The organism is Curtobacterium sp. ABR8 (assembly GCF_057812125.1).
Window position 1 is genome coordinate 2,570,584 of sequence record NZ_CM173818.1, and the last position, 11,989, is coordinate 2,582,572.

The 11,989-nt window shown below is 70.9% G+C and carries 9 protein-coding genes; 3 read left to right on the top strand and 6 right to left on the bottom strand.

Translation table 11 applies throughout. From position 1 onward, the window contains the following. Positions 1-27 precede the first annotated feature (27 nt). The 3 genes from ilvD to otsA form a co-directional block, all read right to left on the bottom strand. Positions 28-1,722 carry a dihydroxy-acid dehydratase gene (ilvD, locus tag ACXKZB_RS12210; protein ID WP_488823289.1) on the bottom strand — a complete coding sequence of 565 codons (1,695 nt, stop codon included), beginning with the start codon at positions 1,720-1,722 and terminating at the stop codon, positions 28-30. A gap of 161 nt (positions 1,723-1,883) precedes the next feature. Continuing rightward, positions 1,884-2,681, bottom strand: coding sequence for a trehalose-phosphatase (gene otsB / locus ACXKZB_RS12215; RefSeq protein WP_488823290.1), 798 nt, complete (start codon positions 2,679-2,681; stop codon positions 1,884-1,886). Further along, entirely contained in the window at positions 2,674-4,266 is a 1,593-nt protein-coding gene (gene otsA / locus ACXKZB_RS12220) for an alpha,alpha-trehalose-phosphate synthase (UDP-forming) (protein ID WP_396288804.1), read from the bottom strand. The genes otsB and otsA overlap by 8 nt, the downstream gene beginning before the upstream one ends. Positions 4,267-4,401: 135 nt before the next feature. On the opposite strand from otsA, the gene ACXKZB_RS12225 reads away from it, so the two are divergent. Then, positions 4,402-6,981: a hypothetical protein gene (locus ACXKZB_RS12225; RefSeq protein WP_488823291.1), complete on the top strand. Its 2,580-nt coding sequence runs from the start codon at positions 4,402-4,404 to the stop codon at positions 6,979-6,981. A 62-nt stretch (positions 6,982-7,043) separates the two neighbouring features. Further along, complete coding sequence (locus ACXKZB_RS12230; protein WP_488823292.1) at positions 7,044-8,012, top strand: magnesium transporter CorA family protein; 969 nt, start codon at positions 7,044-7,046, stop codon at positions 8,010-8,012. A 230-nt stretch (positions 8,013-8,242) separates the two neighbouring features. On the opposite strand, the gene ACXKZB_RS12235 is transcribed toward ACXKZB_RS12230, so the two are convergent. After that, on the bottom strand, positions 8,243-9,394 hold the full coding sequence (locus ACXKZB_RS12235; RefSeq protein ID WP_488823293.1) for an SLC13 family permease: 1,152 nt from the start codon (positions 9,392-9,394) through the stop codon (positions 8,243-8,245). Between the two features lie 93 nt (positions 9,395-9,487). On the opposite strand from ACXKZB_RS12235, the gene ACXKZB_RS12240 reads away from it, so the two are divergent. Further along, positions 9,488-9,679, top strand: a complete 192-nt coding sequence (locus ACXKZB_RS12240; protein WP_488823294.1) for a hypothetical protein — start codon at positions 9,488-9,490, stop codon at positions 9,677-9,679. Positions 9,680-9,793: 114 nt separating this feature from the next. Here ACXKZB_RS12240 and ACXKZB_RS12245 read toward each other — a convergent pair whose 3' ends face one another. Beyond that, positions 9,794-10,957 (bottom strand): mechanosensitive ion channel family protein, encoded by a 1,164-nt coding sequence (locus ACXKZB_RS12245; protein WP_488823295.1) that lies wholly within the window; start codon positions 10,955-10,957, stop codon positions 9,794-9,796. 107 nt (positions 10,958-11,064) lie between these two features. Beyond that, positions 11,065-11,979: a glycine betaine ABC transporter substrate-binding protein gene (locus tag ACXKZB_RS12250; protein ID WP_123313678.1), complete on the bottom strand. Its 915-nt coding sequence runs from the start codon at positions 11,977-11,979 to the stop codon at positions 11,065-11,067. Positions 11,980-11,989 lie beyond the last annotated feature (10 nt).

Here is an 11,989-nt window from a genome sequence, read left to right on the forward strand (position 1 = left end):
AGGTGGCGATGGTGCGTGTGTCGAACGCTAGCCCGTGACCGCGCCCTGGGCGGCGGACTTGACGAGCTTGGCGTACTTCGCGAGGACTCCGCGGGTGTAGCGCGGGGGCAGCGGGGCCCAGCCGTCACGGCGGGCCTCCAGCTCGGTCGGGTCGACCAGTAGGTCGAGCGAGCGAGCCGCGATGTCGACACGGATGCGGTCGCCATCGCGCACGAAGGCAACTGGACCTGCGTCCACTGCCTCGGGTGCGATGTGGCCGATGCACAGGCCGGTTGTGCCGCCTGAGAATCGTCCGTCGGTCAAGAGTAGTACATCCTTGCCGAGGCCCGCGCCCTTGATGGCCGCGGTGATGGCGAGCATCTCGCGCATGCCCGGGCCGCCCTTGGGGCCCTCGTATCGGATGACGACGACGTCGCCCTTCTGGATCTTCCCCTCGGTGAGGGCGTCCATCGCGGCGCGCTCGCGGTCGAACACCCGTGCGGGGCCCTCGAACACCTCGGCGTCGAAGCCCGCGGTCTTCACCACGGCACCCTCGGGGGCGAAGGTCCCCTGCAGGACCGTCAGGCCGCCAGTCTCGTGGATCGGGTTGTCGAGCGTGCGGAAGACCTCGCCGTCGAGCGCCGGCGGGTCGATCTCGGCCAGGTTCTCGGCGACGGTCTTGCCCGTCACGGTCAGGCAGTCGCCGTGCAGCAGGCCGGCGTCGAGCAGCGCCTTCATGATCACCGGGATGCCGCCGTTGCGGTCCACGTCGACCATGACGTACTTGCCGAAGGGCTTCATGTCGGCCAGGTGCGGGACCTTCGAGCCGATGCGGTTGAAGTCGTCCAGCGAGAGCTCGACCTCGGCCTCGTAGGCGATGGCGAGCAGGTGCAGGATGACGTTCGTCGAACCACCGAGCGCCATCGCGACGGCGATCGCGTTCTCGAAGGCGTCCTTCGTGAGGATCTGGCGAGCGGTGATGCCGTGCTCGAGCATGTTGACGACGGCCTCGCCGGAGCGGTGCGCGTAGTAGTCACGGCGACGGTCGGCGCTCGGCGGGGCGGCGGAGCCCGGCAGCGACATGCCGAGGGCCTCGGCCACGCTCGCCATGGTGTTGGCCGTGTACATGCCACCGCAGGCGCCCTCGCCCGGGACGATGGCGCACTCGATCTTCTTCAGCTCCTCCTCGGACATGGTGCCGGCCTTGCAGGCACCGACGCCCTCGAAGGAGTCGATGATCGTGACTTCCTTCATCGTGCCGTCGGCCTGCTTCACGTAGCCCGGCATGACCGAGCCCGCGTAGAGGAACACGCTCGCGAGGTCGAGGCGCGCGGCGGCCATGAGCATGCCCGGCAGGGACTTGTCGCAGCCGGCGAGCAGGACGGTGCCGTCCAGGCGCTCGGCGTTGACGACGGTCTCGACGCTGTCGGCGATGACCTCACGCGAGACGAGCGAGAAGTGCATGCCCTCGTGGCCCATCGAGATGCCGTCCGAGACCGAGATGGTGCCGAACTGCAGCGGGTAGCCACCACCGGAGTGGACGCCTTCCTTGGCGCCCTGCGCGAGGCGGTCGAGCGAGAGGTTGCAGGGCGTGATCTCGTTCCACGAGGACGCGATGCCGATCTGCGGCTTGCTCCAGTCCTCGTCTCCCATACCGACGGCCCGCAGCATGCCACGCGAGGTGGTTGCTTCGATCCCGTCGGTGACGACCCGGCTGCGCGGCTTGACGTCGATATCAGGCATGGAGCGAGTCTAGGACGCTTTGGGATACCAGTTGGACATCAACATGCGTTCGCATGTTCTGGACCCCGACCGGGAGGCCCGGATCACCCTGGTCAGCGCGTCGCATCACGCAACCTCGGTCGCAGGCTCCCTCGGCGCGCGTCGCGAACCGCTGGCGCGGTTCACTGAGCGAACCGCGCGCGAGCGAGCTGCTTCAGGACGCCGGTCAGGGCCGCCGGGTCCGCGATGCGGTAGCCGGCACGCGTCTCCCCCGGACCCACCTTCACGCCGACGTCGCCGTCGCCGAGCACGCGGAAGCCGTCCTCGTCGGTGACGTCGTCACCGGCGAAGAACACCGCGTCGGCACCGTGGAGCTCGCGCAACCGCGCGATGGCGTCGCCCTTGGTGACGTGCCGGACGGCGAACTCGACGATGTCCTTGCCGCCGCGTTCGAGCACGTCGGGGTCGGCCTCGTGCGCCGCTCGGCTCGCATCCGCGTTCGCCTGCGCGGCGACCTCGGCGCTCACCCGACGGGTGTGCACACCGTGGCCGGCCGGCTTGTGCTCGATGACCACGCCCGGGTAGCGGGCGCCGACCTCGTCGAGCGCCGCACCGATCCGTGCGACCCGTGCGACCTCGTCGTCGGTGAGGGCCGCCTCGTCGTGGCCGTCCACGCGCCACTCGACGCCGTGCGACCCGACGAGCGCCATGTCCTGCGGCGCGTGCGACACGGCCGCGAGGCTGCCGAGCGGACGGCCCGAGACGAGCACCACCTCGGTGTCCTTCGCGCGGTGCAGCGTGAGGACCGCCGCCCAGGACCCCGGCAGGGCGCCGACCTGCGACGGCTCGTCGGCGAAGGGCGCGAGCGTGCCGTCGAAGTCGAGGGCGACGATCACGCGCCCGGCGCGGGCCAGCGCGTCCAGCGCGGCGTCGAGCCCTGGAGCCGCCGTCTCGTCGACGTGTGTGGTCTGCTCAGTCATCACGTGCCTCCCGGGTGTCCTCGGCAGCCCTGGCGGACTGTGCGTCCTGGTCGAAGATCGACATGTTGTCGGTCTGCGCCTCACGGTGTCGGTCCGCCGGGTCGACGGCGGACGGGTCGAGCTGGGCGTTCCGCGGGGCGTGGCGGTCGAGCGCCTCGAGGAACGAGCGCGACCAGCGCGCGACGTCGTTGTCCCGGACCCGCTTGCGGAGCGCACGCATCCGCGTGGAGCGCTCGCGGCGCGGCATCTCGATCGCGCGCTCGATGCTGTCCTTCAACGCGCCGATGTCGTGCGGGTTGACGATGACGGCCTGCTTCAGTTCGTCGGCGGCGCCGGCGAACTCGGACAGGATGAGCACCCCGTCGCTGTCGAACCGCGCTGCGACGTACTCCTTGGCGACGAGGTTCATGCCGTCCCGCAGCGCGGTGACGAGCATGATGTCGGCCGCCAGGTAGAGCGCGACCATCTCCTCGCGCGGGTAGCCGTGGTGCAGGTACGAGATCGGCTGGTGGCCGATGACCCCGAGGTCGCCGTTGATGCGGCCGACGCTCAGCTCGATCTCGTCGCGGAGCGTGGCGTAGGTGTCGACGCGCTCGCGGCTCGGGCTGGCGACCTGGATGAGTGCGGCGTCCTCGACCTTGATGCGGCCGTCCTCGACGAGTTCGCCGAAGGCCTTGATGCGGTGCCGGATGCCCTTGGTGTAGTCGAGGCGGTCGACCCCGAGCAGGACCGTCTTCGGGTTGCCGAGGCTCTCGCGGATCTCGCGGGCACGCTCCTGCACCTCGGGTCGGCGGGCGATCGCCTCGAAGCTCTCGGCGTCGATCGAGATCGGGAAGTGGCGGGCCTCGACGTGGCGGACCGTGATGCCCTTGCGGCTGCGCGGGGCGTCCGGGTCGTCGACGGGCACGTCGATCGTCTGCCCCTTCGTCGTGTAGCCCTTGATGTGGCGGACCGCGCGGAGGAAGTCGCTCGCGTCGTCGTGGCGCTGGAAGCCGATGACGTCGGCGCCGAGCAGGCCGTCGAGGATCTGCGCGCGCCAGGGCAGCTGGGCGTAGATGCCGACGGGCGGGAACGGGATGTGGTTGAAGAACCCGATCGTCAGGTCGGGACGCTTGGCACGGAGCAACGCCGGAACGAGCTGTAGCTGGTAGTCCTGCACCCAGACGATGCCGTCCTGCTCGGTGATCTCGGCGATCTGGGTGGCGAAGCGCTCGTTGACCCGCTTGTACGCGTTCCACCAGTCGCGGTGGTAGCTCGGGTGCTCGATGACGTCGTGGTAGAGCGGCCACAGCGTGTCGTTGCTGAAGCCCTCGTAGTACTCCTCGACGTCCTCATCGGACAGCGGGACCGGCACGATGTGGATGCCCTCGTTGTCGAACGGCTCGACCTCGACCTCGGGCTGGCCGACCCAGCCGACCCAGGCGCCGTCGTTCGCGCGCATCACGGGTTCGAGTGCGGTGACGAGGCCACCCGGCGAGTGCCGCCATCCCTCGTTGCCGTCCTGGTCGACGACCCGGTCCACCGGGAGGCGGTTCGAGGCGACGACGAAGGCGTACTTGGTGGACGAAGGAGAAGGTGCAGACACGGGTCGGAATCTACCAGCGCCCGGACAGCGGATTCACGGCGGATCGGCGGTTCCGGTACGCTACGGGTGCGTGTCGGGGGGACACGGGTGCTGGCGTGCGGCATCGGCCTCCCGGTCGGAGAGGACCCACCAGCCATGAGCGAGAACCCACCGAACCCGCCCGTTCCGCCCCTCCCGCCGGGACAGCCGGCCCAGGCCGCGCCGGGCGCCCCGGTCGCCCCGCAGTCGTCCGATGCCTTCGGCCGTCTGCTGCGGTCGGTGACCGGCCGTGACTGGCTGGCGTCCGTGCTCGCCGCCGTCGGCGGCTGGGTCGCCGCCTACGTCGTGGCCGCGATCTCGTTGCTCCTCACCGTCGCCGTGCTCGCAGCCGGCGGATCGGGATCCGCCTCCGTCGGATCGGGATCGACCGGCAGCACGCCCGACATCGGCTCCGGGAGCACGCCCGACGTCCAGTCGCTGCTCTCCGGGGTCAGCGTCCTGCTCGGCACGCCCGCCCAGCTGGTCGCCCTCGCCGACCTGGGCCGTCTGCACCTGTCCGGCTCGATCGGCTTCCTCGGGTCGGGGTCCGGCGCGCTCGCCGTCGTCCCGGTGCTCGTGCTCGCGGCGCAGGTCGTGCTGGCCGTCGTCCTCACCCGCCGGATCCGCACCCGCGACCTCGGGCGCACCCCGATCGTGCTGACCGCCGTCCTGTCCGGGCTGGTGACCACGGTGCTGACCAACGCCGCCGCGGGCATCCTGGCCATCCGGTTCCCCGCCGTCCCGGGCGCCGCCATCGACCCCGTGCACGCGGTCGGCCTCGGCAGCATCCTCGGCGCCTTCGTGATCGGCGCACTCGCCGCCGTGCTCGCACGTCCCTCGGCGCTCCTCGGCCGGAACGTGTTCGCCGGTCGTGTCCTCGGCACCCTGCGCGTCGCGGCGTCCCAGCTCACGGTGCTCGTCGTGCTGGTGACCGTCGTCGTCATCGTCGTCGCCCTGATCGGGCAGCCCTCGTGGGGTGCGGCGCTGCCGGTGCTCGTCGGGAACGTCGCGGTCGCGCTCACCGCCCTCGGGTTCCTCGGCGGCGTCGGGCTGTCCGGCTTCGGCTCGGCCGGGAGCACGGCGTCGGTCTTCGGCGGCGCCGGCGGCTGGACCTGGCTCGTCGTCCTGCTCGTCGTCGTGACCTCGGTCGTCGCGGGCCTCGCGCTCGCCGTCCGCCGCAACGACCGGTTCCGCACCACGCTGGACTGGGTCGTGACCCCGGTCGTCTGGTTCGCCCTTGGGCTGCTGCTCTTCGTGCTCGGCACCGGTCTGGTGTCGTACCAGGCGACGGGCGTCAGCGCGGTCAGCGGCAGTGGTTCGGTCGGGATCGCCCCGTGGACGCCGCTGGTGTTCGCGCTCTGGGGCGGGGCGATCGAGGCCGTGGCACGGTACCTCGCACCCGTGCTGCTCCCCCGCCTCGGCGGTGGCGTCGTGCTGCGGACGTCGCGCCTCGTCGGTGCCGACCCGCGTCCGGCGGCCGCGCCGGTGTTCCCGGCAGCGGGATCGCCGGCCCCCGGCACGTCACCGGTGGCGGGATCGTCCGCGCCCGGCACCTACCCGCCCGCCGGTTCGGCTGCGCCGGGGGCGTTCCCGCCCGCCGGTTCGGCTGCGCCGGGGGCGTTCCCGGCCCCGACCGCGGACCCGACCGGCGCCGCGTGGTCGGCGACTCCCGGTGTCGACCACCCCGGTCAGCCCGCGCAGCCGTTCGTCGGCGGTGGCGCGCCCGCACCCGCCCCGATGTCGCCGCGCGCCAAGAAGATCCTGGTCCGCTCGCTCATCGCCGGCGGCGCCGTGGTCGTCGTCGTCATCGCGGGTGCCGTCACCACCGGGGTGCTCCGCGCCAACGTGTGGGGTCCGGCCCCGACCGTGAAGTCGTACGTGCAGGCCATCGCGAGCGGTGACGCGGACACCGCCGCGCGACTCAGCGAGGTGCCGTCCGACGCCGCCATGCTCGACACCGCGGTGCTGAAGAGCGCGAAGGACCGCCCGTCGGACATCCGCGTCGGCCGCGTGTCGACGAGCGGTGACAGTGCTCTCGCCACCGTCAGCTACACCCAGGACGGGAAGAACCGCTCCGGCCAGGTCAGCCTGCGGCGCACCGGCACCTCGTTCCTGGTGAAGGACGAGTGGCGCGTCACCGAGCCGCTCGCCCAGACCGTCACCCTGACCGCGTCCGAGGTGCTCGAGGGCGCCCCGGTGACGGTCGGCGGCAAGGAGATCGGCGAGATCAGCGACGGCCGGTTCACCTCCCTCGCTTACCCCGGCACGTACGAGGTCGAGGTCGGCGGGACCAAGTACTTCACCGGTGGCACCGAGCAGGTGTCGGTCGGCGCGACGTCCTCCGGGTACGTCGACTTCTCGCCGACCGCGACGAAGGCGCTGCAGCAGGACGCCGAGCAGTACGTGGCCGACCTGATCGACGACTGCGCCACGAAGACCGACCTCAGCGCGCTGAGCGGGTGCCCCTGGTACGGCCCGTACGACGCCGACGGTGCCGTCCGCTACGACGTCACGACGATGCCGGAGGTCGAGGTCGAGGCCTCCGCTTCGGGCACGGTCATGGTGCAGAGCACGAAGGACGGCGTCGTCGAGTACGACTACACCTCGTACTTCGGGGACAAGGAGCACGGCGAGGACAGCTTCGACGTGAACCAGTACCTGAAGGTGGAGGACGGGAAGCTCGTCTCCGCGTACTGACGGACGCACCCCGACGGCCGGCCTGGGATCCCCGGGCCGGCCGTCTCACTAGGCTGACGCGCATGGTCAGGACACGGGCGTGGCGGGGCGGCGACGCGACGGAGCAGGACTTCCCGGTCGACCGGATCTCGGACGTCATCGCCGACTCGGGCATCGTCTGGGTCGACTACACCGACCCCACGCACGCCGATCTGGAGCAGGTCGAAGCGGAACTCGGCATCCACGCCCTGGCCGTCGAGGACGCCGTCGAGCACGGCCAGCGCGCCAAGCTCGACCGCTACCGGGACAGCTTGTTCCTGGTCGTCTACGACGTCGGCGGGCTCGGCGACGACGGCGAACTCGTCACGCACGAGGTCAAGGCGTTCGTCACCGAGCACGCCCTCGTCACCATCCACGGCGCCGACGTGGACACCTCGGCGATGGAGCACCGGCTCACGGCGAACGCCGACATCGCCGGCCACGGGGTCCCGTGGCTCGTGTGGGCACTGCTCGACGCCGTCGTCGACCACGCCACCGACGCCGTCGAGGACATCGAACGGCGCATCGACGACCTCGAGGACGACCTGTTCGAACGGGGCAACGCCCGCGAGCGGCAGATCCAACGCAGGTCGTTCCGTCTGCGCAAGGCCCTCGGCGTGCTCCGGCGCCTCGTCGTCCCGACCCGCGACAGCGTCGCCTCGCTGCTGCACGGCGACGCGGAGACGATCGCGGACGGCATCCGACCGTACTTCCGTGACGTGGAGGACCACCTGGTGTCGATCTCTGACTCCGTCGAGCAGCTGCGCGACGCCGTCTCGAGCGTCCTGGACACGAACCTCAACCTGTCGTCGAACCGGCAGAACACCGTGATGAAGAAGGTGACGAGCTGGGCCGCGATCATCGCGATCCCCACCGCGATCACCGGCTTCTTCGGGCAGAACGTGACGTTCCCGGGCGAGGGTGCCTGGAGCGGGTTGTACGTCTCGCTCGCGCTCATCGTCGCGTCGTCGCTCGTGCTCTACCGCGTCTTCAAGGCCCGCGACTGGCTCTGACCGCCCGCGGCCGTCGCACGGTGCGAGGTTGTTCGGCCGGTGCGAGTTCGGTCTGTTGACCGCTGCGGATGGGAAGGAACGGCACCGTGCAGGCTTCGCTGCGCCGTGCACGACTGACTGCACCGTGCGCCACCACGAGCTCGCACCAGGCAGCCCGCACCGCACCGAACGACCGAACACGCACCATGCGATCGGGACGCACGGTGCGATCGGTGACCGGCGACCCCGCCTCAGATCGCCAGTGCGAGCACCCCGGCGACCACGGTGAGCGGCGCCGCGACGCACCCGAGCGCCATGTACTTCCCCCACGACAGGTGCACGCCCTCGGCCGACAGCCGTGCGTGCCACAGCAGGGTCGCGAGCGACGCCCACGGTGTCACGAGGCACCCGGCGTTCACACCGATGAGGAGCGCGGCGTACCGCACGGCCTCGTGCCCGGCGGCGGGCTCGAGCACCAGGTACGCGGGCAGGTTGTCGATCGCGTTCGCCGCCACCGCTCCCCCGCCGCCCAGCAGCAGGAGGGGCCCGGTCCCGGTGCCGTTGCCGAGCGCCTGCACGAGCGGGTCGGTGAGCCCGGTGCTGTGCAGGGTCTCGACGACCACGAACAGCCCGGCGGCGAAGAGCAGCGTCGACCACGGCACGCGCGACGGCCGGAGTTCGGCCGGCGACCGGAAGGCCGCGACGACGACCAGCACGAGGGCACCGGCGACGGCCGCGATCCACACCGTCAGGCCGGCGGTCAGCGCCACGACGAGCGCGACGAGCACGGCGGACGCCGCCCAGAACGACACCGGGTCGGACGGACGGCGCACCGAGACCGGCGTGTAGCGCCCGAAGAGCTTGCCGCGGAACACCACGAGCAGGACGACGCACGGCACGACGACACCGGCGACCGCCGGCCAGGCCATCAGCCCGGCGAAGGGCAGCGGGCCGCCCAGACCCATCCGGTCGACGGCGAGCAGGTTCGTCAGGTTCGACACCGGCAGCAGCAGGGACGCGGTGTTCGCGAGCCAGACGGTGGTCAGCGCGAACGGCATCGGCGGCAGACCCACCCGCCGCGCCAGCGAGATCACGATCGGGGTGAGCAGCACCGCGGTGGTGTCGATGGACAGGAACACGGTGCAGAGCACGGCGAGGACGACGACCGCGCCCCACAGCCCGATGGTGCGTCCGCCGCCGACCCGCGCGGCGACGTCGGCGAGTCGGTCGAACACGCCGGCGTCCGCGGCGAGCTCGGCGACGATCGTCAGCCCGAGGACGAACCCGAGGACGGGCAGGACCCGCTCGGCCAGGACCCCGAGGTCGTCGAGCGGCAGCAGCCCGAGGGCGACGCAGACCGCGCCGATGACGAGCAGCACTGCTCCGATGACGGCCTGACGCACGGGCGCTCCTCCACGAGTGCGCCGGGCAGGGTGTCCGGCGGCGCTCCAATGTACTGACCGGTAGCGTTGGGAGCACGACGACAGGAGGCCTCTGTGCGCAAGTTCATGTTCAACGGTGCGGTGTGGAGTTCGCTCATCAGCGGCTACAGCGTGCTCCAGACCACCCGCCAGGGACCCCGCGACTGGCGGCTCGCCCTGACGTGGGTCGCGTGGGTCGCGACCACGATCGTGGCGATCGGCACGGTGGTCGAGGACGACCGCGCCGTCAAGGCGCGCCAGCCCTAGGTCCAGGCCGCGACCCCATGACGGACGGGAGGCCCGTGGCGGATCCGCCACGGGCCTCCCGTCCGTCGTCAGCCCCGTCCACGGAACCTGGTTCCGCAGCGCCGGTGGCGCCCGTCAGCGCTCCGACGGCGGGATGTCGGACGTCTGGATCGGGCCGGTGAAGAGCGCCGCGCGGTCCTCCTGGCCCGGCGCGAACAGCGCCGAGTCGGCAGCGGTCGACGCCGAGCGCCGCCGCGGCGCCGTCTCGTCGACCATGAGCACGCGTTGGACCGGCAGGGCGTCGGGGTGGGTGCGCTGGATCCACTCGACGAGCTCCTCGCGGATGTAGCAGCGCAGGTCGAACAGCGACGGCGCGTCGTGCGACGTCGCGAGGACCCGCACCCGCACGTACCCCTGCACGGCGTCGGTCACCTGCAGCACCTTGACGCGGCGGTCCCACAGTTCGGTGCGGTCGAGGATGCGGTCGAGCTCCTCGCGCATCTCCCCCGGCCGGACCCGCCAGTCCAGGTCCATCTCGACGGCGCCGAGCAGTTCGCTGTTCGTGCGCGTCCAGTTCTCGAACGGCGTGCTCGTGAAGTACGTCGACGGCAGCACGAAGCGCCGGTCGTCCCACAGGTGCACGACCACGTAGGTGAGGGTGATCTCCTCGATCCGCCCCCACTGCTGCTCGACCACGACGACGTCGTCGACGCGGATCGACCCGGAGAACGCGAGCTGCATGCCCGCGAAGACGTTGCCGAGTGTCGACTGCGCTGCCAGACCGGCGACGACCGAGATGAGTCCTGCGCTCGCGAGCACGCTCGCGCCCGCCGCCTCGACGCCGTCGAAGGTGAGCAGGATCGCGCCGACGGCGATGATGACGAGGACGGCGACGGTCAGCCGTCGGATGATCAGGACCTGCGTGCGGATGCGGCGAGCCTGCCGGTTGTCGGGGACGTCGATGCGGAACCGGTGCAGACCGAGGTCCTCGAGGAAGATCGCGATCTGGCACGCCAGCCAGCAGCCCACGGCGATCGTGACGATCAGGAAGCCGTGCACGACCTCGTCGCGCCACGGGTACGCGTCGGCGTCGCGCGGGACGCTCGAGGTGAACGCGATCCAGAGCAGGACCACGAGCAGGGTGGTGCGGAACGGGTGCTTCGCCCGCCGCGAGAGCACGCCGGCCCACCGTTCCCGGCGCGCGATCGTCCGGAGCACCAGGTGCAGGACGACCGCGGCGGCGGCGGTGATGAGGAGGGCGAACCCGATCGCGACGAGGAGTCGGAGGAGGATGTCCATCCCTCCATCGAAGCAACGCACGACAGCCGTCGTTCAGGAACCCGGCCACGCACGCGACGAGGCCCGGTGCGCACGACGCGCACCGGGCCTCCTGTCCGACCTGCTGGCTACTCGCCGGACGTGAGCGAATCCACGAAGTCCTGGTGCTCGGAAGCCCACTTCTCCGTGATCGCGGGGTACTCACTGGCCTTCGCGCCGCTGTTCACGAGCGCGTTCTCGAGCGAGTAGAGGGTGTCGGAGTCCATCGCGAAGTCCTCCATCCACTTCGACGCCTGCGGGAACTCGTCGGCGAAGTCCTTCTTGGCGATCGTGTGGATCTCCTCGTTCTTGCCGAGCGCACCCTTCGGGTCCTCCAGGTCCTTGATCGGGAAGGCGTCGTACGCCCAGTGCGGGCGCCACAGCGTCACGACGACGTCCTCCTTCTTCGCGATCGAGGCCTTGAGGTCGGCGAGCATCGCCGGCGTCGAGCTCGTGATGAAGTCCATGCCGTCCAGCCCGTACTGCGGGATGACCTGCTCGGACACGACCTTCGTCTCACCGGCGGCGGGCTCGATGCCGATGATCTTGTTGCCGAAGTCGGACGCGTGCGCCTTGAGTTCGTCGATCGAGTCGATGTCCGAGTACTCCGGCACGGCGAGTTCCAGGGACGCCTGTTCGTTCCAGGCGCCGAGGTCCGTCAGGTCCTTGCCGTACGTGTCCATGTACTCCTTGTGCGTGTTGGGCAGCCAGGTGTCGAAGACGACGTCGTAGTCGCCGGATGCCAGGCCCGTGTAGGCCGGCGCGACGTCGGAGTTCGTCAGCTGGACGTCGTAGCCCTTCTGCTCGAGCACGTACTTCCAGAGGTAGCTGGCGGCGGTGTCCTCGTCCCAGCCGTTGAAGACGACGACGTGCATCGACTTCTGGTCGCCGTTGTCGACGGTGCCGGAGGCCCCGTAGTACCCGGGCGGCATACAGGCCGACAGGCCGACGGCGGTGGCGACGGCGAGGACGGCCGCCGCGAGGGTGCGCTTGGTTCGCTTCATGATCTGTTCC